This window comes from Gimesia maris, assembly GCF_008298035.1.
Lineage (GTDB): Bacteria > Planctomycetota > Planctomycetia > Planctomycetales > Planctomycetaceae > Gimesia > Gimesia maris.
Window position 1 is genome coordinate 4,946,916 of the sequence record NZ_CP042910.1, and the last position, 23,040, is coordinate 4,969,955.

General features: G+C 52.4%; 15 protein-coding genes. 6 read left to right on the forward strand and 9 right to left on the reverse strand.

From position 1 onward, the window contains the following. Window positions 1-35 precede the first annotated feature (35 nt). On the forward strand, window positions 36-470 hold the full coding sequence (locus GmarT_RS18140) for a hypothetical protein (RefSeq protein ID WP_002645496.1): 435 nt from the start codon (window positions 36-38) through the stop codon (window positions 468-470). Between the two features lie 54 nt (window positions 471-524). Here the strand turns inward: GmarT_RS18140 and GmarT_RS18145 are convergent, their stop codons facing one another. The 6 genes from GmarT_RS18145 to GmarT_RS18170 form a co-directional block, all read right to left on the reverse strand. Further along, window positions 525-893, reverse strand: a complete 369-nt coding sequence (locus GmarT_RS18145; protein WP_002645495.1) for a potassium channel family protein — start codon at window positions 891-893, stop codon at window positions 525-527. Between the two features lie 180 nt (window positions 894-1,073). Further along, window positions 1,074-2,621, reverse strand: a complete 1,548-nt coding sequence (locus GmarT_RS18150) for a sulfatase family protein (protein WP_002645494.1) — start codon at window positions 2,619-2,621, stop codon at window positions 1,074-1,076. 188 nt (window positions 2,622-2,809) lie between these two features. Beyond that, window positions 2,810-4,351, reverse strand: coding sequence for an argonaute/piwi family protein (locus GmarT_RS18155; RefSeq protein ID WP_002645493.1), 1,542 nt, complete (start codon window positions 4,349-4,351; stop codon window positions 2,810-2,812). Next, on the reverse strand, window positions 4,341-5,708 hold the full coding sequence (locus tag GmarT_RS18160) for a DUF4365 domain-containing protein (protein ID WP_002645492.1): 1,368 nt from the start codon (window positions 5,706-5,708) through the stop codon (window positions 4,341-4,343). The genes GmarT_RS18155 and GmarT_RS18160 overlap by 11 nt, the downstream gene beginning before the upstream one ends. A 180-nt stretch (window positions 5,709-5,888) precedes the next feature. Beyond that, complete coding sequence (locus GmarT_RS18165) at window positions 5,889-7,643, reverse strand: hypothetical protein (RefSeq protein ID WP_002645491.1); 1,755 nt, start codon at window positions 7,641-7,643, stop codon at window positions 5,889-5,891. A 239-nt stretch (window positions 7,644-7,882) separates the two neighbouring features. Continuing rightward, window positions 7,883-8,422, reverse strand: coding sequence for a hypothetical protein (locus tag GmarT_RS18170; RefSeq protein ID WP_002645490.1), 540 nt, complete (start codon window positions 8,420-8,422; stop codon window positions 7,883-7,885). Between the two features lie 326 nt (window positions 8,423-8,748). On the opposite strand from GmarT_RS18170, the gene GmarT_RS18175 reads away from it, so the two are divergent. Then, a complete protein-coding gene (locus tag GmarT_RS18175; protein WP_002645488.1) occupies window positions 8,749-10,152 on the forward strand; it encodes a DUF1501 domain-containing protein in 1,404 nt (467 codons plus the stop codon). A 343-nt stretch (window positions 10,153-10,495) separates the two neighbouring features. Further along, the gene (locus GmarT_RS18180) at window positions 10,496-13,108 is read left to right on the forward strand and encodes a PVC-type heme-binding CxxCH protein (protein WP_002645487.1); all 2,613 of its coding nucleotides are present in this window, start codon (window positions 10,496-10,498) and stop codon (window positions 13,106-13,108) included. Window positions 13,109-13,136: 28 nt separating this feature from the next. Here GmarT_RS18180 and GmarT_RS18185 read toward each other — a convergent pair whose 3' ends face one another. Then, the gene (locus GmarT_RS18185) at window positions 13,137-14,048 is read right to left on the reverse strand and encodes a peptidyl-alpha-hydroxyglycine alpha-amidating lyase family protein (RefSeq protein WP_002645486.1); all 912 of its coding nucleotides are present in this window, start codon (window positions 14,046-14,048) and stop codon (window positions 13,137-13,139) included. Between the two features lie 255 nt (window positions 14,049-14,303). On the opposite strand from GmarT_RS18185, the gene GmarT_RS18190 reads away from it, so the two are divergent. Continuing rightward, the gene (locus GmarT_RS18190; protein WP_002645485.1) at window positions 14,304-14,897 is read left to right on the forward strand and encodes a hypothetical protein; all 594 of its coding nucleotides are present in this window, start codon (window positions 14,304-14,306) and stop codon (window positions 14,895-14,897) included. 11 nt (window positions 14,898-14,908) lie between these two features. Here the strand turns inward: GmarT_RS18190 and GmarT_RS18195 are convergent, their stop codons facing one another. Further along, on the reverse strand, window positions 14,909-19,759 hold the full coding sequence (locus GmarT_RS18195; protein WP_002645484.1) for a serine/threonine-protein kinase: 4,851 nt from the start codon (window positions 19,757-19,759) through the stop codon (window positions 14,909-14,911). 57 nt (window positions 19,760-19,816) lie between these two features. Continuing rightward, window positions 19,817-20,413 carry an RNA polymerase sigma factor gene (locus GmarT_RS18200; protein WP_002645483.1) on the reverse strand — a complete coding sequence of 199 codons (597 nt, stop codon included), beginning with the start codon at window positions 20,411-20,413 and terminating at the stop codon, window positions 19,817-19,819. A gap of 284 nt (window positions 20,414-20,697) precedes the next feature. Between GmarT_RS18200 and GmarT_RS18205 the strand changes: the two genes are divergently transcribed. Further along, window positions 20,698-21,411: an ABC transporter ATP-binding protein gene (locus tag GmarT_RS18205; RefSeq protein ID WP_002645482.1), complete on the forward strand. Its 714-nt coding sequence runs from the start codon at window positions 20,698-20,700 to the stop codon at window positions 21,409-21,411. Next, a complete protein-coding gene (locus tag GmarT_RS18210; protein ID WP_002645481.1) occupies window positions 21,408-22,979 on the forward strand; it encodes an ABC transporter permease in 1,572 nt (523 codons plus the stop codon). Before GmarT_RS18205 ends, GmarT_RS18210 begins: the two co-directional genes overlap by 4 nt. Window positions 22,980-23,040 lie beyond the last annotated feature (61 nt).

The window sequence follows — 23,040 nt, forward strand, 5'->3', positions numbered from 1 at the left end:
TCAAGCTTGTGTCTATTCCGCTCCAGGGTTAAAGCATGTCAGAACAGAATCTCGATGCTGATTTCCAACAAAAGTCGTCGCTACCAGTCGACTTTCGGAGATTGCTGATAGTTCTGGCACTCATACTTCTGGCTGGAGCGCTCTCGCATTACTGGCAGGGTGCCATAATTTGCCTGGGCGCCTCCGTTGGCATGTTTCTGGCAGAACGATCTGGTTCCAGTCGCAGGCGGGAATTTCTGTTCCTGCTGGGTATCCCGCTGCTGTCTTACTGGCTGGTGCTCATGTCCACATTTCTGTTGCATTCGGATGGAGTCACTGCAGGCCAGATCAGCCTGTGGGCAGTGATTGGTCTCTGTACCGGGATTGTTCCAGCGGCCCTGTCCGTGGTGGTTCTCAGTATTGCTTCCGCTCTGATTGATAAACTGACGGGACTGCGTCTGTTGAAATATCACTGGAATCATAATCATTAACGGACAATCAAGAGACTACTCAATCATAATACATTGCTCCTCACAGGTTTGCTCTTAAGAGGCCTGGTCTTCACGTTCGATTTCAAAATGTCGCACCGCGGTATCATTCAGCGCACGGGTGGCAATCGCGACGGAAAGCCCCACCGCCAGCATGCCGATCAGGCCAATTCCGACACTCACGATTTTTCCGATGGTCGTCTCAGGAGTGATATCACCATAGCCGATGGTCAAACCGGTGATGCAGGTAAAGTAAATCGCATCCCCAAAATCGATATTCTCATATCTCCAGATCAGAATCGCTCCCAGGAAAAGAATCAGGAGCAACCCGTAGATAATCTCCTGAATATATGACGCATAACGCCTGAAAGCAGAGAGAAATTCGAGAAACAGAGGCAAGCGTTTTTCGAGCAGATGGCGTAACATGGGGCACTTTTCATTTTGCAAGTATGAGAAAGAGAATCACAGACAGGCAATAGTCTGACTGTCGCTGATACGAATTCAATCCGGGTGACATGTTGTAGAGGTAAGATAAACTCCTGCCACCGCTCCAACAAGCTTACCCGAACAACTCAAGTCCAGAACAAGGTCATTGAGCTCTCAGTATCAATCAGTACTGCGACCTGCCTTCACGTATTGTTTCAACAGTGCATGCATCTGTTTGACTTTCTCAGGGTGTTTTGCTGAAACGTCAGTCGACTCGGCAATATCCTTGTCCAGATCATATAGCTGATATTTCACGGGAACACGCGCATCCAGAACTTCTTCCACCGTTTTCGGTCCTTTGATAATCAGCTTAAACGCTCCCTGGCGGACGGCGAAGTGGCCGTTGTGATGATTGTGGATGATCGCTTTGTGAAACGAAACAGGCCGCGATGCACCTGTTAATGCCGGATAGAAACTGACGCCGTCTTCAGCAGTGTTGCTGTCTAACTTGACGTTCAACATTTCCGCCAGTGTGGGCAGCACATCGTTGAAGACAATCGTCGTCGCACACTCTTCTCCCGGTTTGATTTTCGCAGCCCAGCGGACGATAAACGGTACCCGGTGCCCCCCTTCTTCGAGGCCCCCCTTCCAGCCGCTGCACGGGCCGGTACTGTCGTGACCATAAATCTGCGTGTCTCCCCGCACCCAGCGCTGGGGATAGCCGCGCGTCCGATCAACGGGTCCGTTATCGCTGGTGAAGAAAATCAAAGTGTTGTCTGCGATACCCAGGTCTTTGAGTTTCTGCAGCAGCCGTCCCACATGAAAATCGAGTTCGACGACGAAATCGCCGTACGTCCCCGCCTGACTTTTACCGACGAATTCCTGGTTGGGAACAATCGGATTGTGGGGCGTCGTCATCGCGTAATACAGGAAGAACGGTTGATCGGGTTTCGAGCGGACCGCGGTCTCCACAAACTCGCACGCTTTGTTCGAAAGCGTCGGCACCAGACGATCCATCGTATACCCCTCGGCAATGATGTTATCGTCCCGGCCATACCATTCGCCAAACTTCTCCTTTGCCTCGGCAGTCGTCAATGTGGGAATGACTGCCGCCCGGTTATTCACAATGAACGTCGACGGATTCATCTCCGCGGAACCGGCGGTGCCGAACGAGTAGGCGAACCCATAATCTTTCGGCCCCTTTAATGCGGGAGCAGCGAAGTCGATGTTTTTGAAGTTCTGGTAATTGGGATCGACGCGAATCTGTACCCGTGCGCTTTCGTCCCGCAGCTTCCAGTCAATTCCCTGATGCCATTTCCCGACCAGCCCGGTCTGATAACCGGCGTCCTGCATCAGATTCGCAATCGTCCTGCGTCCCGGTTCAATCAACGTGCCAGCGAAGTTAGCGAGATTGCCCCCCGATCCCAGTCGCGTCCGCCACATGTAGCGACCCGTAAGCAGGCCATAGCGGGAAGGCACACAATACGATCCCGCTGCATGCGCGTCAGTAAAGACCAGGCTCTGCCGCGCAAACTGATCGAGATTCGGAGTCGGTATGCGGCTACCTTTGTTTAGAGCAGTGACGTCACCGTAACCCATGTCATCCGCCAGTATGATGACCACATTCGGTCGGTTCGGTTTATCAGCTGCTGCGGAAAGCGGCGTTGGTGATGCGGCAAGCAACAACAGAATCAGGCAGCAGGTCGGGATGACTAAAGGAGTTCGCATGATAATTTCCTCAGCTGTGCGCCTGTTGCGAGCATGAAGTGCTTTAATTTGTCCTATCAATAGACTACAAACAAATGAGATGAAAGGGAACAAATCAGGCAGACAAACCTGACTTCATCATACTGAGGGGATCTCGTCCAGTATTATCGAACCCAGCCTATTTTTAAGGCTACTTTTTTCCTACTGCCTTACATGTAAAATCGATAACTTGTCTGAACGAGATCTTCATCTGACACGTGCTTCATAATCTCGCCGATCTTTTGTGAAAACGACAGAGTAATCGGTGTTCCGTCTGCGAACGAGCAATTATTAACATTCATCTTTGTCAGTTCCAGCACTTCCCGGAACAAGTCTTTCGGGGCACTACTGCCGTGACGTTCGAGGATTTGCCATGGCTCGGGGACGTAACTGCCGGGAAATGTTTCAAGATACGGAATAAAGCCCATCGTGTAGAGAAAATGGGCCTCATCTTCGATGCAGAAATATGAACCACGTGCCGGTGGGTACTGACCTTCTCGAAAGAACCGAATTCGTGAACGAGTCAAAGTGACGAGATCGTAGTCGCAGCCGGGAAAAACAGACTGGATACCTTCGATGAATCCATCGAGTTCATTATATTCACCATGGTCATGTCCCCAAAAACGTGACGGTTTGTGGACCACGACTCGCTTGGGTGGCGTTCCCCGGACATTGATGTACTCTTTCAGCGTTGCACTAACCAAGCGACTGGCACCTTCACAAGACATGTGCGGGCTCTTTCCATTCGCATCGGAGTTCCATTCAAACGGATCACCACGAAGCACAAGTCCTTGTCCGAGGTAGTCAAACGCCTGTGCCACGCTGGTCCGCATAGTCAGGCTGTCTTTACCTTCTTGGGCAACATAGAAATCGACACCAATGAAACACGTGTCTTTCTCAACAGTCACAGGGCACCAAGGGATACCCTCGGCTTTGTAATACAATGCTGTGCAAAAGTTCCAAGCTCTGGTCGCTTTCTCTTGTAGCGGTGTCTTACGTCCCTTCGGTTTCTTGCCAAGAATGGTACTACGTTGGATTAGTTGAATAGGCACGCCCCACTGCATTGCCTTTGCTTTGATCGCACGCCGGAAGTTTAGAAAGAAATTGCCGGTAACTTGAACGGTGTATGCCTCGTCTATGATTTCAGGAGTCAGTGCGAGGACGATGATATCTGGAGCGGGGCTTGTCTCAGCAAGGCTTTTTATATGACCGTTAAACAATTCGACGAGTTCCCAAATCCGTCGTTGCTTCTCTTCGATCCCAAGCGTCTTGTTGATTTCGTTCTGTCGAATCGTTCGATCCCACCGGTCGTTCATCTGGAAGCACGACTCAAATTCAGAATCCTTTGAGAAACCGATGAAGTCACGATTCAGAATCTTGTACAACCGAACGATTGGTTCATGAATGTGTTCGTCTTCAAATATGTCCTGACCGAACAAGCTCGGAAGATTGTCTACTTCCCTGATTTTGGCTTTGATAACTTTCGAGTTTTCACTTTCGATTTCTGTCCCACACTCTTCTAACCATTCCTTCGCACCAGCGATGGTTTCACGAGTGCCAATGAAACCCATTTTGATTTCAGAGGGATGGAGACCAGCTATGTTTTTCCCAAACGGTCCGAATTCGGCAAGCCCTGTTTTCGTGTCTTGGTGCTCAAAGTATTTCCCGAATTGAAGCTTTGGCTCTTTGAGATACTCTATGCTAATACTCATTCGAATCATCCTCCATGTCGCTTAAGCCAAACAGAGTCAACTGGGGAGATGATGGTTCCTCTTCATGGGTTGCCGGATCAAACGGAATTGCAAATTCCGCAATGACTGTTGCTGGTTCAGGCTCGATCACCACAAGCGTCTCTCCGAAAAGCGTCATCTCGATTCTCGAATGGCCATTCGCAAGTGTTTGTCCCCAGAAGAGCACATGATTTAAAACCTGCGGATTGTGTTCCATCGCCTTAAGTTTTGTTGTGTATGGTCCGACCAATGTTGGGTTGCAAGGCTTCTTACCGTCATCCGTAAAGAGATACTTTGGTGTGATCCGTAGAAACCATTTTTCTCCGAACTGCTCAAAGCGAAACTCAGCGGCCAAGTGTCGCCAAAATGTAAATGTCCCGTATTTGTAGAATTGGACAACAGTTCGAGGCGGTGCGTCTCGCTTGGTTCGAAGACTCCTCCATGTTCGAGAAAAACTCTTATCGGTATCGTCATCAGATTCACGTGGAAAATACGTTCGCTTAAAGTCCCGGTTATAGGCCAATCCGCACTGATAACAATGGCTTCCAAACAATTGGTTTACCATGTATACAAGATGATTTCGCAAGTCGAAATCGTCCATCCAAGCAGAGAACGGCATCTCCTCAATTGTATTCACGTCGCAAACTTCACGAAGCACGTTCTTTTCATTGCGTAAATCAGACAACGTATAGAGATGCTTATCGTGGATGCAGAAAGGTGGTTTGTAGCCTTCGATCTCTTCCCTGATTCGTGTCGCTGATTTGCGGCGGGTTTTGGCATAAGTCAATGTCTTCGGAAGTCGCTTGACCGGCAGCAGATTTGTATACAGACGCTCCTGTTGATCGAACGAAATCCGAGGTGGACTTACGGCAGCATGTTCACAAACATTATCCTTTGCGTTCGCCGTAAAGAGATCGGTTGCTTTGTTAAAGATGACTTCCAGAGGCGTCTGCCAAACGTTTTCAGTCTCTCGGATATATGTTTTAATCTCCTTGAAGTACAGCGCATCGTCATCAGGATGGTAGACGATAAAGAATACCGGGAATGTGCAATGGTTCCAGTATTCAAGATCATCCATGCGAACGGGAGTTGCGAATGTTAGGCCGTGGTCTTTTTTAACATAGCTCGTCCCCGACTTAGCCTGCACCTTAATGATGCCACCGCTGGTCTCGTAGCCATTGCCGTCTACTTTAGGTGTTACGACTTCGATTTCGCCATCAATGCCAACGTCATCCTGCGAGATGACACGAAAAAGACAGTTCATCTCGTGTGTGATGTGAGAGATGCGATCTAATCCCCTGAGTTCCGTGAATTTAGAAACCGGAACAGTTTTCGCCATCGTATTCATCACTCCCTTGAAGATTCCGTTTTTTCGGGTTTACACCTCGCTAGCAAGTATAACGCACTTAGGAAAGATTTATCAACGTTGCTGTCGTTACATTACAACTCTAATATTTTAAAAAGAGGACAGGCCTGAATGCATCCAGACCTGCCCCCTTAAATATTCTGCCGTCTGTCCTCACTTCTCTTCATCAGAAGATTCAGGTGGCGGCGGTAATATTTCGTCTTCCGGCGGCGTTTCTTTCCGGGGGATTAACCAGGCATATTCGGGCAGCCAGCGGGCTTTGTGGGCGCTGATCAGGAATGCGAGTAACAACGCGCCCACCGACCAGAGGAACGCGATCACCGCCGATTGATCCAGCGTGCGCGTTGCCAGCCGAAATCCGTAGGTCGCGCTGGTGTAGAGCAGAATACTCAACGTCGCGGCGAACGAATACGTAAACCAGCGATTCGACCAGAGCCGGGCAATCAACAGACAGCCCACGGCCCATGTGGCGACATAAGAGAGTCGCCAGGCCAGCGGGATTTCCATGGCACGCTCATTCAGAATCACGACGACCGCCACCAGCGGGACCAGCAGCGCACTGGCACATTGCAGCACGCGACTGAAGTCATCCTTCATCGTCAGCCCCAACACAAGTGTTGAGATCCACAACAGATGAAAACAGGTCGTGAACCGGTACTCGAACAGCACCGTGTCCGGAATCACCAGCCAGATCCCGGCTGTCGCCGCCAGCACGCCTGCCGCACAGATTCCGGAGGAACGCTGGCGAAGCCCCAGCATCAGCAGTAATCCGCCATCCAGCAGCAACGGCCAGGGCGTCGGTTCGATCAGCGTCCGCGAACCCAGTGTCTGGGGGCCAACGATAGAAAGCAAAGCCACGGCTCCCAGCCCTGCTGTGAATGCGCCTGGTACACGTCGCACCGCTGCCAGCAGATAAAAGCCGATCAGCAGCCAGAGGGTCAGCCAGATCGGTCCGCCCAGCACGTCCGTCACTTTGAAAAGAAAACCGGTGTGAACCCGCCCCGTCGTCGCCGGCATCGCCAGCAACAGTAATAACGGCGAAAAGCGGATCACGCCTGCCTGAAAGGTTTTATTCTTCGTCACCAGGCTGCCTTCCAGCAACAACAGAAGCAGGACAAAGCCAAGCGGAATCAGAAAATAGAATCCCCACAACGTATCAAAAGAAATGAGTCGGGGTCCGCTTCCCGAGGTAATCCACATGGGACCGGCTGGCCCGAAGGTAAGACACAGCGCAAACGAACGCAGGCTGATACAGGCGGCAAACATGCCAAACGCAATCCAGGGAAACCACGGCCAGCCCCAGGGAGTTCCATTCCCTTTAACATACGAAACACCGCCGCGGACGGCGGGCAGCAGAAACAAAAACAGAATCGCGCCGACCACCGGGAACAGAAACAGCGTCCATTCGAGTTCGGCAGCCGGACGGGGATGCATCTCGGGAGAACACCACCAGGGAGCGAAATAAAACAGCGCCAGGAACAGGTGATAAGGAATCCGATAGCGGGCGCCCAGGCGAATGCCGGCGCCCCACAACACGGCTTCTGAGACAACCGCCGAAAACAGAAAGCCGCCGATCATTAACAGCATTCCCTGATCGGGTGTAATCCGCGAGAACAGATCATCCATACTGACCGAGACCCCCAGGAACAACAGCAGCAACAGCAGCAGAATCGAACGGGCATCTTCCCAGACCTTGCCCCAGCGGACAATCAGCACACCAATCCCCGCCAGCAGCAGCGTATACCCGGCGAGCACTCCCATCATCACCCAGCAATTGATGGAACCGATCTCAATGGTTCCGTAAGCAGACCGCACGGCGAACAACATCAATACCGCACTAATGACATAGAACGGATTGTGGTTGTAAAGGTAACGCAGGACCGAGCGGTGAGAAGCAGACGCAGACATGACAGCCTCCTCTCAAGAAATGAAAATAAATAAGACCCCAAGAACAGGGGAGAAAAAGACAGGTTCACTTCTATAGAAACTGCAGTATACCAGATTTGTTTAAACGGTGACAGAAAAATCTGAAAGGGCAGGCTGCAGGCAGGGCTGATCAAGTCAAGGATCACCAAAGAAAAAAGGACCATCTTTGCATGAGATGATCCGGTGAGACAGTTGTCGTTCTTGAAAGTGAACCTGGTGATTCAGCATTTGAAAAGATGAAACAGGGAATAACAGTGGACCATCCCTTCAGGACCGAACAGCGCGAGGAAGAGGCCCCCCGGATGTTCGAACTGGATCTGGCCGGTCGTGCCTTCACTTTTCCAGTAGACTCCCCCCTGCCTGGTAAAATCGTCCTGATCGGTAATCGCGCGAAAGACCCGCATTGTGGACGGCGACAGTCTCTCCTCCCGGGACTTTCTCTCCTCCCGGGACTCTCTTTCCGGATTGCCATAAGCAGAAGTAAAAAACACGGCACGATTGGTCTTCGGTGCCTGAAACGATAGCTTCTCCAGGAAGTAGTATTGAAATGGATTTTCAATCGCCCGTTTCAGCTCCTTATCGATCTGATTTGCATCCGCTTCCGGTTGCTGATCGGGAGCCGGTGGATGGTTTGATGCCTGATTGGGTTTCGCGGCTGCTTCGCTGTCCGATCCCCTGGTTGCAATGACTCCGGCTCCTGTGGCAACAATGCCAAGCCCTGCCACCATTTTCACAGCATCTCTTCGACTCAGATTACTCATGACCGCCTCCCGCAGGCCCGTGTCGGCACGCAAAAGATCAATGTGCCCTGTACTGCCTGCTCAATGTAAAAGAAGAAAAACAATAATATAAGGTCTGAATGAAGAAATCATATCAGGCTGCTGGCGCAGATCAACGGGAGTTTCCCCCCCAGGATGAGTCCCGCGGACCAGGCATGACACGATCAGAAGGCCCACGCACGAGTTACGTTTTCAGTCCCGATCACAGCAATCTCCTCAGGATCCCTGAATCTTGTGTTGCATCTCTGAATAAAATGATATAACCCACACATCAACTCCAGTTTATGCGAATCGAAGCGAGGTTGAGGATGGACGAATTCCAGATGAACCGCAGGCAGGCCCTGATTGCGAGTGGCTTGGGAACGCTCAGTCTCGGCATGCCGGGCATGGTCATGGGGAGCGACAAAGTTGACGCGTCGGTCAAAGCGGTCGCGGCGGAAAAGTCCTGCATCTTCATCCTGCTGTGTGGCGGGCCGAGTCACCTCGATACCTGGGATATGAAACCCGAGGCCCCGCTGGAGTACCGCGGGCCTTACATGCCCATCGACACCAAAGTGCCGGGCATGCGGCTCAATGAGATGCACACGGAACTGGCAAAGCTGACCGACGAGTTCACGCTGATCAATTCCATGTCGCATCCGGGAGCGATCAGCAATCACTTCGACGCGATGCACAACCTGCTCAGCGGACAGTCGGACAAACGCGTACAGCAGGGCATGTCAAACGAACAACCTTACCTGGGCTCGCATGTTGCCAGACACAAACCCAGCAAACGCAATTTCGTCTCCAACGCCTGGCTCATTAAATGTGTGGGACCACCAGTGTTTTGCGCTCCCAACATCGGTATCGGCGGCTACCTGGGTTCCGCTTATGCGCCTGTCTTTGTCGGCTCAGCGAATAATCACCCGGCGATGAAAGATTTCAAGCCACCTGAAATTTACGCCCCCTACGACGAACCGCGATTCGAAAAGCGAAAGGAAGTCCTCAGCAAACTGGAATCCGATCGGCTCGACCGGGACCAGACCGTCAAAGACTGGTCTGACCTGCGCGAGAAAACCTATGAAGCGTTAACCCGCGCCGAAGGCCGCAAGGCGTTTGACATGCATGAAGAGCCCGATCAGGTCCGTCAGCGATACGGTATGCATCCGCTCGGACAGAATCTGCTGCTCGCCCGCCGCATGGTAGAATCCGGGGTTCGCTTTGTCACCGTCAACGGCTGGACCGGCCAGGCAGATCATGACAAAAAAGGTCCGCCCAGCAGCAGTTGGGACATGCACGGCGGCAATATGGGGATGGGCAACGCCTTCGGCAACGGTTCGTATGGCATGGGCTTCTGTCTGCCTCGCCTGGATCAGGCGCTGGCTGCTTTACTCTCCGATCTCAAAGAGCGCGGCATGCTCGATAATACACTCGTAGTGGTGACCGGTGAATTCGGTCGCACGCCGAATGTACTCAAACAGAATCCTCCCGGTCGTCAGCACTGGCCCCGCTGTTTCTCATCGATTCTCGCCGGCGCTGGAATTGCCGGAGGCCAGGTCTACGGCAAATCGAACAAGTACGGCCAATATCCAACCGATGATCCCGTCCGCCCCGAAGAACTGGCCGCGACGATCTATCACGCCCTCGACATCCCCATCAACGATCCCAAAGACCCGACAGGTATCCTGCGCACCCTGACCACGGGAAAACCGATCATGGAACTGTTTGGGTAAGGAGTCTGCCGTTTAGATTTGAAGCAACTCACGGTGTGGCTTCTGGCAGAAATCAGGTACTCACAGGCCCAGTCCGTGCTTGAACCCGTTTTTTCATGTCTTTCTCGGGCTTTTGAATCCAGATCAATTTACAAACATCTATCACCTCAGCAACATGGTTAATACAGAATTTTTTAACCGTCCTGCCTGTTTGTTCCAGTACGCTAGAGCGCATCACTTTTAACCATAGCGTCTCTCAATCTGCGAGACTGGGTCCAAATGACCCCGGAGACGCTACAGTAAAACTGGACACAGTCTAACGATCTCAAACGCAAATACGCGAGTACACGAGAGAATAACATCTATGAAATATCCTGCCCTCTGTTTTCTGGTCTTTAGTTCTCTTTTCGCCATCAGTTCACTCCCGGCAGCCGAGCGCGAACCGCAGGTCAAAATTTTACAACCCGGCGTACAGCTGACACTCGTCGCCGAACATGCCGAGCTGGCCACTCCGACAGGCGTGGATGTGGACGAACAGGGCCGCATCTGGGTCGTCGCCACACATACCCACTTTCGACCCGACGATTACGTTGGTCCCGAGCATGATGAAATCCTGATCTTTTCTGACCTCAACAAAGAAGGACGTGCCCAGAAACGACAGGACTTCTATAATGCCACCGATGCGACCATGGACCTGGAACTGGGACCGGATGGCTGGGTCTATCTGGCCGAACGGGACCGAATTCTGCGCATCAAAGATACCAACGGCGACGGCAAAGCCGATATCGAAGAGAACATCGCCGTACTGAAGAGTGAAGCCGACTATCCTCATAACGGCCTGGAAGGACTGGCGTGGGATCCGAATGGCGACCTGGTGTTTGCTCTCGGTGAAAATTATGCCAAACCCTGGTCACTGACGGGGACCGATGGAGTCACTGTTAAGGGAGCGGGTGAAGGAGGCGTCTTCCGTTGCACCGCCGATGGCAAAAAACTGAGACGCATTGCCGAAGGTTTCTGGAACCCGTTTGGCATTTGTGTTCGCGCAGATGGCGAAATCTTCGCTGCAGAAAATGATCCCGGCGAACGCCCCCCCTGTCGAGTACTTCACATCATTGAAGGAGGCGATTACGGCTATGAGCGCAGCTATGGCTCGGAAGCACATCACCCCTTCGTCAGCTGGAATGGTGAATTGCGGGGCACCCTCCCCATGATTCACCCCTCGGGAGAAGCCCCCTGCGGAATCCTGCCTCTGGGACGCGGGCTGCTGGTCCCTTCGTGGAGTGATCATCGCATTGACTTTTATCCGCTCACCCCACAGGGTGCCAGCTTTACATCCAAACCCATTACATTAGTCAAAGGAAGCCGCTACTTCCGTCCGAGTTGCATCGCCGCAGATCCTGCCTCAACAAAACAAAAACGCGTGTTTTATCTTTGCGACTGGGTCGACGGTCGTTACCAGGCACACGGCTATGGACGCTTGTGGAAACTGGAAATCGATCTGAACAAAGCCAGCTGGGTCGGAAAAATGGATCTGGAACCGCCCACGAAACAAGCCGAACTAGCGGCGCTCCTGCGAAGTGGTAAATCAAAGCACACACGGAAAGAATTATTCCAGTTCGCGCAGGATCAAGATCCGTTCCTCGCGCAGTCTGCCCTGCAGGCACTCTCACGAAATGCGTCGAACTGGACTCCTCAAGAAGTCGCCACCTGGTCGGCAGCAGATCGCATTCAGGCCGTAATGGCTTTGAAACTTGCCAAGGCGGCCCCGGAGAAATGGGTCCCGATGTTTCTCGCCGACAAAAATCCGGATGTACAATTCGAGACGCTCCGTTGGATTTCTGATTATGGTTTGAAAGCGTTTCTGCCATTAGTTGAAGCAAAATTGTCCGATAGCGACCTCGATTATAAACGTTTTGAAGCCGCCATCGCTACCTGGAATACACTGCAGGGAAAACCCGAGGCAGGCATCCGCAACCCGGAACTGCTGTTAGCCAAAGTTCAGGATACGAACAGTGCACCACGCATCCGAGCTTATGCACTACGGTTGTTACCCACACAGTCGCTTTCTGCTCCCAAAGAGGGGAATCAGCCAGTCAAAAAGTTTCCCAAAGGACTGACGCTGGAAATGCTCCAGCAGTTGCTGGACGTAAACGATGAAACGCTTTCGCTGGAAGTTGTCCGCACACTGGCGGGCAATCCCGTCGCTGCCCGGAAAATCCTGGCTGGTATCGCTGAAGACGCTCAACAAAGTGAAACTCTGCGTGCGGAAGCGATCGCCGGACTGGCCACGCTGGCAGAACAGAATACGGACCTTTTATTACAACTGTCTGGAGCAAAACAACCCGCAGTGCGCGAAGAAGCTTTGCGTGCGCTCCGCTCGATTACGCTTACACCTCCGCAACAACAGTCCCTGAAGAGCTTAGCCGGCAAGTACCCGGATTCCGCAGACCTGTTAGCAGCTGCACTGAACCCGAAATCGCTTAGTGAGGGACGCCCTGCTCTGACCGACACCAATGCCTGGATCCAGGCGCTGGAAACAGTGAAAGAACCAGCAGACCCGGAAAGCGGTCGTCGTATCTTTCATCACGGTCGTGTGGCCAACTGTGCTCACTGCCATCGGCACGGCGGTCGCGGGAATGTCGTCGGTCCCGACTTAAGCAGTCTGGGTGACAAACAGGACCGCGTCTGGCTGTTGAAATCCATTCTCGAACCCAGTCGGGAAATGGCTCCCGAATACCAGCCTCGTACGATCATTCTCACTGATGGTCGCACCTTTACGGGAATTCGTCTGCGCTCGTATGTGAAAGAAACCATCCGCGATGCCCACGGGCAGAATCGTACCTTCGACCGCAGTGATGTCGAAATGATGGTCGAATCGCCGATCTCCTTCATGCCTTCAGGTTTAGTCAACTCCTTAACTGATCGGGAGATCAAAGACCTGCTTGCGTTTCTGGAAAGCGGTGCGTCTCAGAAATGATGCGGCTGCTGACAGACGACTCACGGCACTATTTCCGCTGCAGTTTCTGCAGTCGTTTCCCGCCAATTTCCGTCACGAACAGATTCCCCGCAGCATCAACGGCCAGCATGTGAGGCAGATTATATTCTCCGGGCTCCTTCCCTGTTTTCCCCCAGGAATTTTCGACCTTACCGCTTGCATTCAACTGCAGCACTTTGTTCGCGCGACCATCGGCTACAAACAAATTTCCACGGGAATCAAATTCCATCCCGTACGGGGCAAATCCGGTCCAGATTTCCAGCAGGTTCCCCTCAAGATCGAAGATCTGCACGCGATCGTTCTCCCGATCCCCGACCAGTACGCGGCCTTTTGCATCCACAAGAATGGAATGCGGCAGATTGAATTCTCCCGGTCCCTTGCCGGGGGTCCCCCATTGGCCCAGATTTTTTCCGTTCGCTGCAAATTTCATCACACGACTGTTTCCGTAGCCGTCTGAGATGTAAAATTCTCCCTGCGGTCCGAATGCGATATCCGTTGGCTTATTAAATTGATCCTGACTGTCACCAGGTTTACCCGCCTGCCCCAGCGCCAGCAGCAGTTTTCCTTCCGGGTTGAACTGAAACACCATGTGATTACCGATGTCGGTCACCCAGATAGTCTCATCCGGGGCAACACGCAGGCCATGCGCCTGACTGATCAGTTTATCCCCCCATGAGCGCACAAACTTGCCACTCTGGTCAAAACAGAGAATCGGCTGTGGCCCCCGGTGAAACAGATACATGCGCCCTTTGCTGTCGAAATCCACAGCCGAACAGGGTCCCAGTGCAAGGCCTTCCGGCAGCTCAATATTGATTGCCGCGGGTTCAAAATCGATTTTGTCCGCTGCGAAAGTAAACTCGGCCGTCAGTATCAGACAGATTATTGGGAAACTCAAAAGACAGAAACGGCGAGGCAGATTCATGCGGGTGACTCCAGGGAGTATTCAAATTGTTGACTGTTTCAGGAACAGTTCACTTCAGCTTGTCTTTTAATGAGTGTACGCGGCTCAGACATCTCTGTCGAGTTTCAAACCACAAACAGGAAACCGCCTTGGATTGACAACTTCCCGGAAACCCTTTATTGATAAGTTTTTTGGACGGGCACATCAGTGTACCGCTACCGCCCCACCACCTGATCCGTATGTATCAAGTCGTCTGTTGAATATCAGGTATCATCCATGGACCCCCGTATCAAGTTACTCTTCAGTGGCCTGGCGATCGTGATCACCTTCACCGCCTTTATTCCGTACATACGGGGGATTCTGGCAGGACGAATCAGACCTCATCTGTTCTCCTGGCTCATCTGGGGCACAACCACACTGATTGTGTTTTTTGCCCAACTCGAAGCGAACGGGGGAACCGGTGCCTGGCCGATTGGCATTTCAGGAGTGATCACCGTCTACATCGCTTTTCTGTCTTTTATTAAGCGCGGAGACATTTCGATTACGCGACTCGACCGACTGTTTTTCAGTGCGGCCCTGCTCTCGATCCCCTGCTGGTATTTCACCTCCAACCCGATGTGGGCCGTCATCCTGTTGACGATCATTGATCTGCTGGGCTTTGGTCCGACCATCCGCAAAGCCTACGATCATCCGTTTGAAGAAAGCATTCTGTTCATCTTTTTATTCTTCATCAGGAACACTTTCGCGCTGCTGGCACTGGAATCGTATTCGCTGACCACCGTGCTCTTCCCGCTTTCCATCTGCATTGTCTGCCTGTTTCTGGTTCTCCTGATCAGTTACCGCCGCCGTGTTGTGCCGGCAGACCGCTAGCGCGACAGGCATTAATTCTGCGGTTCACTGAAGGCCTCGTCCTCTTTTTCTGGTTCCGCCATCGAATATAGAATTTCCCCCGTCTTTAATGGGGGCGCATTTTTATCGGCATAATTGGGTAAGGTAAAGCGGACTCGTACCGACTGTCCCGGTTTTGCCTGAATGACGGTTTCCGCCTGCCCCCGCTCCACATCCCCCAGCCGAATCGGCAGACCACGGATTTCATGCTGTGCACCAAAGCCGAAGGGTAAGAACCACCAGCCCACCGGACCTGCCGGCTTCCTGTCCTGATCGATGGGAACCGGTTTGCCAGTGTCATCGACGGCAGAGAGTTTCGTGTAGTAACTATGTGTCATTAAACGAGGCAGCATAATTTCAACAAACTGATCCCCCGTGTTGCGATAGTAAAATCGAGGCAACACCTGCTGTCCTGTCGCATACTGTTCATTCTGGGGCTCGAAACGAACTCCCGCCTGTAAGCCATTGTCGGCGACCGGCCCCCAGGAGATTTTGCCATTATCGATTGGCTGGGAGCGAACATACTGTTTTCTTAGAATGATTGAATAACGGGGATAGGGAACATTATTCTCGATGCGAGGCAATGTCAGCCGAACCGACCAGATCAGATACTCGTAGCCATCATCTGGTTGAAACAGTGTCAGGAGTTCAAAGCCGACATCCTCCGGGAGCTGACGCTGTTCTGCAATCTTCTGCAATATTTTGAATTCGGTATTGGTCACATCCAATTCATTCCGTTTTGTTTTCATCCAGCGGATCGCGGCAATGACTTCTTGTTCGGTTAATGGCGGTTGATCCATTCCTCCCAGGCTCTGGTGAGTGGAATTGAAACCGTGGATTGCCGCAGCCAGAGGTGTGTTGTCCGGCAGTAAGGGACCCGGTTCTTTGAGTGGAACAGGTTGACCTGCAGCATCCAGTTGATTCAACAGTCTTGTCCGTATCACGTGGATGAAAGGTGCTCCATCGGGTTGATCGAGAACCAGTTGCGCCTGCCAGGCCTGAAAACGCTCCTCGTCGACTCCGTCCAACGTGGTGACGAATTCCAGTCGCCAGCCGGCAGCCAGTCTTCGTTGCTCTGCGATTTCACGAAACTGTTTTAACTGATCTGCGGAAAGTCCTTGATTTTTCTTTTCCAGCAACGCCCAGCGGACCGCTGCCACGACTTCGTCATCTGTCAAAAGCGGCTGCCCCTTGCCCACGGGATCCAGTTGCTGTTGCTGGTTGAATTTCTGGATGGCATCTGTGAGTTGTCTACTGCCTTCCGGCACGATTTTCAAATCACGACAGAACTCTGCAATACGCTCAACAGGAACCATGTAGGATTTCTTCGCCTTCTCTCCCAGAAAACGGGTCCCCAGCAAAGTCAGTCCCGCCAGTTGCCCCTCCTTGAACAGGGGTGTCCCTTCAGGCAAACTGCAATCGAGTTGAATGAGGCCTTCAAATCGATGTTTATTCTTTAGTGGAGGCAACTCCAGTTCCTCTTCGTTGTCAAATCCCACAATGCGTGCTGCCTGCGGGGTCAGACTCAATTGCGGAGAACTTCCGGGATACATGGCCGCCAGCTCATCGCCCACCGCCAGTAGCACATATTCTGAAGGCTGATAGTCGGTCAGCTGCTGCTGTGTCCGATACACGAACAGTTCCTTCGTGCTCTGCTTCTGATAGATCGCTTCAATTGGCGGACGATTGGGAATCTCAAGAAACGTCCGATCAACGGCATGGGGCGCTCCCTCTGGAATAATCCCCGCTGTCCCGGCTGTGACCACGCATGTTTCAGAGCCGGCATCGACCAGAATTCCGGGGATCGCGCGGCGGGACTGATCCCGAAAGTAGACCAGCACCAGCCGGGCAATCGCCTTTTCCGCAGCTGTTTTCGGCGGTAATCCATTCCAGGATGAGATGACCGAATCTTCGTCAACTGGTTTGGATAATGAGGAACTGGATTCGGGATTTTTTTTCAACCGGTCGTATAATTCAACCATTTCTCCTACGGGAATGACAAACGTCCCTTGCAGAGGATCGCTCATATATCGAGGCCGGCTGCGTGTGATCCCCACCAGTTTACCCTCTTTGAAGAGGGGAGTTCCCGAATGCAGCTTACGATCAATTAAGAATTCTACCAGTTGCGGAGCCCCCTTTTTCTTTCCTGTCGCGTCCGTTTTCGTCTTATATCTCAGAGTGGTAATGCGCGTGGCATGGGGAGTCACAAATAATTCGTTGGTCCCTCCCAGTAAAATCCCCGATAACTGGTCACCAATTTCGAGCTGGATGTCATCTAGCGGTCGATAGTCGGTCAGTTTCCTCTGCGTATGGTAGAGGTATAATTCTTTCGTACTTTCTTTCTGGTACTCCAGCCCGATTTTTCCCCGTCCCGGGATATCCAGATAGATTTGCGCAGCGATCGGCGGTTTCGCTTCGGGTCCCATACCGGCTGTAATCACGTAGGTTCCCGCGCCGTCATTCACCATGATGCCGTGCACTGCCTGATGCGTTCGATTCTGAAACGAGATCAGCGAGAGCTGGGCAATCGCTTTTTCTGCGTCTGTTTTCGGTCGGACCTTGACAGGCTCTTCCATGCTCCCAAAATGATCCGGATGGAGCTGACGGAGAGCTTCGCCTATACTCTCTGAAGAGGGAGCAGGACGACTTTTCAAATAGGAATTCACTGCAGACAGAGTACCCGGTCTCGGGCTTTCGACCAGGTTTCCGACCTCAACTGGCGTATCATGCTGATTCTCCTGAATGCGTCCGACAGATTGATTTTCATCCACTTTGATGATGTCGATTCTTCCTCTCACAAGTCCCTGATCAAGGGCAATCAATTTCATCCCAACTTTGATTCCGTCTTTCTCTCCAATGGAAAGGACAGCTTTCCCATCAGCTACAGAAACCACACTTCCCTTTAACAGTTTATCCTTGGCAGTATCTGCATTCGCAGGAGCGGATTGATTTACGGACTTCCGATTAGCAGGAATGGGACCACTCGTTTTCAAACAGATCACAAGCTGGCCCGGTTGAACTGGGCCCTCTTTATTCTCCTCAAAGATCCGTCCGACCGATCGAATCTGTTCGACTTTGGTAATGATGATTTGGCCACACATTTTCCCTTGATCCATGACGGCCAGTTTCATTCCAACTTTAACCCCCGCTTGCTTTCCCAGTGAAAGTACGGCTTCCCCATCAGCGACAGAGACCACATGCCCTTTTAAAATCATGGTGTCGGGAACGTCGATGAGAGGATGGGCAGCATTGCCTTCAGACCCACGAATCCACAATAAGTCCGCCAGTTCTGGAGTCCCCGGATTCACGCGAGACTGGCGACTGGTGGTCCAGGCGCCGCGAATTTCATCATCCGCGAGTCGAATCGAAAGCTTGCCGAAACGTGCCTCACCCTCACGCCAGGTTCCGTTAAAGCGTCGTTCGATGCGCGACCATTTTAGTCGAATACTTCCCGGTACAGTATTGTCCGGCTGTTTGTAGATCCCTGCATAAAATCCCGCTTCTTCTTGGTTCAGCGTGACAGTTCCCCAGCCTTCACTGTTCCAAGTACCGGCGATATCAGGCGGTTCGGTGGCCTGCCAGAAACACATTCCCACGACAACCGCAGCCAGAGCAGCGAGCAGTCCGAGCACTCCCGTTTTACGACCTGAGTTCGAAAAGAAACCACCGGGTTCTGTCTGACTTTCGAGAGAAGCCGGTAAAGGAACTTCCGTCGGTTGCTGCACGTGAGCCAGACATTTTTCCAGTACCCCAGAGACCTCACTGGCGGTCGCATAACGGGCGGCGGGTTCTTTTTGCATCAGTCGGCTGACGATCTGACAGAGCCATTCCGGGATCTCGGGATTGATTTCACGAATGGGACGCGGTTCTTTATCAGTGATCCGCCGCAGCACGCCATAGCTGGTTTCCGAACGGAACGGAGGTCGACCGGTACACATCGTGTAGAGCACACTGCCCAGGCTGAACAGGTCACTGGCCTGATCGACCGTCTCGCCGCGTGCCTGTTCGGGTGACATGTATTGAGGCGTTCCTGCGATGATGCCGGTCCGCGTCAGGCTGGCATCATCTGCGGCGCGGGCCAGACCAAAGTCAGTCAACTTGACACGCTCGACGCCATCCGCCAGCAGAATATTGGCTGGCTTCACATCACGATGCACGAGACCCTGCGCATGCGCTGCCGCCAGCCCGTTGGCAGCCTGCATTCCAATTCGCAGAATTTCCACCAGTGCGAGCGGACCGGTATCATCCAGTCGCCGCTGCAGAGACGGGCCTCGCACATAAGACATGACGAGGTAAGGCAGCCCTTCGGTTTCGGCCACTCCATGAATTTCAATCACACTGTCGTGTACGACAGCGGCGGCGGCTTGCGCTTCTCGTGAGAACCGTTTACGAGCGGCTCCACTGCTGCCCAGATGCGGGGCCAGAATCTTGATAGCCACATAACGATTTAACGCAGGATCAAACGCCTTCAATACCACGCCCATTCCTCCCGCGCCGATAACCCCGACAATTTCATACGTTCCCAGACGCCCCAGCATCCGCTCGTCATCCGAAGGTGTCAGCAGATTCAACACGGAATGATGTGAGAAGGCAGCGACCTGATCCGTAATCACATCCAGGGCAGAATCATCATCTGGAAATCCCAATGCAAGCGTTTCGTCCTGAAGCGAATCCCGGACCGAGGCCCAGATATCGTCACTGGCAGCCGCCGCATCCAGTTGCTGACGACAGTCGCTGCATTGATCCAGGTGAATCTCAAAATCGGTCTGTTCCCTGTCACTCATTTTCTGCTGCAGGAACAGTTCGATTGATTCCGGCTGACACGTGGTTGGTTTGTTCTTCATCCTATTAGTTCCTGACAACGGATACACACATTCCTGCAGCTTCTGACAGGTATCGTGTTATAGATCACGTTCGTACTCCGCTGCTTTCTCCTGAATCCTGCGCATTACGCGGCTGCGGGCCGCATAAATGGCGCCTCGATTTTTTCTGAATTCCTGCGCGATTTCTTCAATTTCACGTCCCTCAACAGCGGTCAACCAGAACAGGTCCCAGGTATCCGGCTGGAATTCCTGACGCACATGCCGGGCAGCCCAGCGAAAGACTTCCCGCCGATACTCTAACCGTAACAGGCTCGAATCTGGTCCGTTTTCCGAAGCATGTTCATTCAGCAATGCCAGCAATTCCGATTTACCCGAACCCCGATCAGGCTTGCCACGTATCAACGCATTCAGAATGGCATTGTGCGCCACCCGATGCAGCCACGTACGAAACATTGCCCGCTCTGGATCATGAGGACGCTGCTCAACTGCTTTGGAAATGGCTATCAAAACCAGTTGGGCCACATCTTCTGCATCTGCTTCCTGCATTCCTTTTTGTCTGGCCAACCGCAAGATCACCGGCCGATAGATTTCCACGAATTCATGCCACGCCGCCTGATCCGCAGGATCGCGGACGCGGATCAGCAAACTGGCTCGTGTATCAGGAGTTGCGTTCATAATTGTGTACTTCCTTTATCCTGTTATACACAGTACGGTCCCGCATCTGACAGCCAAATCAGCATTCCTCAGAAATCCTTCGAAAGTCCCTCGGGTCCTGTTACATTATGGCTGGTCTGTTTACTGGGTTTCGTATTTGCAATGAACCTTCTGGGAAAGTGAGTTAGACAAATTGATCAACCAGACCAGGACTTCAATAGACCATTCATAGACCACATACTATATTTATCTTCTCAAGAATAATTCAATCCGGACATCCTGAATTACAGAACCATATTCCCCTCATGTCGTATATTGAGAACAACATAATCGTAGAACTGACCGACGTCTCGAAATCGTACGGAAAATTGCAGCAGACTGTCGACGCAGTCCGTGAAGTCTCGTTTGTCGTCCGTCGTGGCGAACGGGTGGCTTTACTGGGGAAATCCGGATCAGGTAAATCGACGCTGCTGAATATGATCGCCGGGCTGGATCGACCAACAGACGGACAAATCAGAGTTTCCGAACGAATACTTTCTAAACTTTCGCCGGCAGAGATGGCAGACTATCGGCGGGAACGTGTGGGAATGATCTTTCAGGCTTACAACCTTGTTCCCTGGCGCACAGCATTACAGAATGTGGAATTGCCCATGGTCTTCGCCCGCCGGGGAAAGTCAGATCGCATCGCGGCGGCGAAGGAAGCATTAGCGGCAGTGGGCTTAGCGGGGCGAATGGATCACCGGCCCAGCGAATTCTCGGGAGGCGAGCAGCAGCGCGTCGCCATTGCACGTGCTCTGATCAACAGTCCCGAACTTCTACTCGCAGATGAACCGACGGGCAACCTCGATTCCTCAACCGCCGCGGAGATCCTGGAGTCTCTCAGCCGATTCACTGAAAGTTCCGATACAGCAACACTCCTGGTCACGCACGACGAAGAACTTGCCTATCGCTTTTCCACGCGCGTACTGCATATGCAGGATGGCCGACTGGATCACGATTCAGGAGCCGACAGCGCATGAAATTTACTGACATCGTCTCCATGTCGCTCCTTGCCATTCGACGACAGAAAACCCGGACGGCGCTCTCACTGATCGGAGTCGTCATTGGTTCGCTGATGTTACTCTTCGCTTTAGCCTCACGAAGCGGCGTTCAGGAGGCAGTCATGCGGGTCTTCAGCATGAGCAAGCAACTGCGCCAGATCCACGTCACTCAGAACTGGAGTGTTGATGAGAAACTGATACCAGCTGAGGAGCTGGAAGTGGATCGCGATTTAGACGAAGCCCTGCGAGCACGTCTTCGTAAAATGCTCATACTCCACTGGCAGAGAGAACATGGTGGCGAGAGAATCGGACTGACGCAGGAACGGATCGAAAAAATCGAATCCATCCAACATGTGCAAAATATCCACCCTCAAATGTCCGCCAGCGTCACACTCATCCAGGGGGACAAGGAACTGCAGGGTTATGGCGCATCTGTGTCTGCCGACGAAGAAATGTTGCATGAACGCATCCTGGTGGGGAAAGCATTCGAGTCGGACAGTGAACCGGTGATTCTGCTCAACGAATTTGTCGCCTGGAAGTGGGGATTTGTATCTCAATCTCAAATGCAAAAACTCATCGGCACCAGAGTCAGAATCGAACATCGCCTGGGAGCAGAAGGCGTGGCGTACTCTCTCTCGCGTCGCAGTGGAGGCGACGTGGAGTTCAGCAGGGAAGAGTTAACTGCCTTAAACAGCGCGCTGGATCGTATACCGACACTGATCGAAGAACTGCCTCTGCCTGAGCAGGAACGTGCTGCTTTGAAAAAAGCATTTCAGACAACGCCCGCCGATCCCGATTCCAGGTCTGAACCTATCGAACGAATTATCGCCCAGGAGTATACCATAGCAGGAATTTACCGCAGTCCAACAGAGAGTGAAACGAACGACCATATGAGTCTCGGTCGTACAGATGGTTTCGCTGACTTCCTGCTACCCATCAAAACGGCCACGCAATTTGCGCTGCGAGTCCCGCATATCAGGAAGAATGGTTTCTATCAGGCAACTGTACTGGTTGACCATGAATCACACCTCAAAGCCGTTTCGAAACAGATTCGTGAGATGGGTCTGCGTGAATACTCATTGATTTCGATGGTCGAATTCATTCAGGAACAGGTCCGCCAGGTCACTCTTATCGTCTCGCTGGTCGCCATTTTCGCGTTAATTATTTCCGCCGTAGGGATCGCCAACACAATGGTCATGAGCGTCGTCGAACGCACGCGGGAAATCGGCATCATGAAAGCCCTGGGTGCCCGCGAAGGGCAGATTCAAATGCTGTTTCTGATAGAAGGCGCACTGATCGGCTTGATCGGCGGACTCTGCGCAATGGCAATTGGTCTGGCGATCAAAATACCGATCGAATCGTATACCATTTCGCTACTTGAAAAACAATTAAACAAAACATTCGAGCAGCAGCACGTGATTGAGTTCCCACTGTGGCTGCTGGCACTGGTGCTGGCTTTCAGCATGATCGTCACCACCCTGGCAACAATCCTGCCCGCACGCAGGGCGGCACGCATCGATCCGATCACCGCCTTGCGCCACGACTGAGAATGGCTCATATTTAACTGTAGCGTCTCCCAGACTTTTTGAACCGAGTAAAAGAGTTCCA

Bases quoted from the DNA above. Each gene is read 5' to 3' on its own strand.
- GmarT_RS18145 (WP_002645495.1), bottom strand. From the start codon at position 893: ATGTTACGCCATCTGCTCGAAAAACGCTTGCCTCTGTTTCTCGAATTT.
- GmarT_RS18155 (WP_002645493.1), bottom strand. From the start codon at position 4,351: ATGAGTATTAGCATAGAGTATCTCAAAGAGCCAAAGCTTCAATTCGGG.
- GmarT_RS18175 (WP_002645488.1), top strand. From the start codon at position 8,749: ATGGACGAATTCCAGATGAACCGCAGGCAGGCCCTGATTGCGAGTGGC.
- GmarT_RS18180 (WP_002645487.1), top strand. From the start codon at position 10,496: ATGAAATATCCTGCCCTCTGTTTTCTGGTCTTTAGTTCTCTTTTCGCC.
- GmarT_RS18195 (WP_002645484.1), bottom strand. From the start codon at position 19,759: ATGAAGAACAAACCAACCACGTGTCAGCCGGAATCAATCGAACTGTTC.
- GmarT_RS18140 (WP_002645496.1), top strand. From the start codon at position 36: ATGTCAGAACAGAATCTCGATGCTGATTTCCAACAAAAGTCGTCGCTA.
- GmarT_RS18165 (WP_002645491.1), bottom strand. From the start codon at position 7,643: ATGTCTGCGTCTGCTTCTCACCGCTCGGTCCTGCGTTACCTTTACAAC.
- GmarT_RS18205 (WP_002645482.1), top strand. From the start codon at position 20,698: ATGTCGTATATTGAGAACAACATAATCGTAGAACTGACCGACGTCTCG.
- GmarT_RS18150 (WP_002645494.1), bottom strand. From the start codon at position 2,621: ATGCGAACTCCTTTAGTCATCCCGACCTGCTGCCTGATTCTGTTGTTG.
- GmarT_RS18185 (WP_002645486.1), bottom strand. From the start codon at position 14,048: ATGAATCTGCCTCGCCGTTTCTGTCTTTTGAGTTTCCCAATAATCTGT.
- GmarT_RS18190 (WP_002645485.1), top strand. From the start codon at position 14,304: ATGGACCCCCGTATCAAGTTACTCTTCAGTGGCCTGGCGATCGTGATC.
- GmarT_RS18160 (WP_002645492.1), bottom strand. From the start codon at position 5,708: ATGGCGAAAACTGTTCCGGTTTCTAAATTCACGGAACTCAGGGGATTA.
- GmarT_RS18200 (WP_002645483.1), bottom strand. From the start codon at position 20,413: ATGAACGCAACTCCTGATACACGAGCCAGTTTGCTGATCCGCGTCCGC.
- GmarT_RS18210 (WP_002645481.1), top strand. From the start codon at position 21,408: ATGAAATTTACTGACATCGTCTCCATGTCGCTCCTTGCCATTCGACGA.
- GmarT_RS18170 (WP_002645490.1), bottom strand. From the start codon at position 8,422: ATGAGTAATCTGAGTCGAAGAGATGCTGTGAAAATGGTGGCAGGGCTT.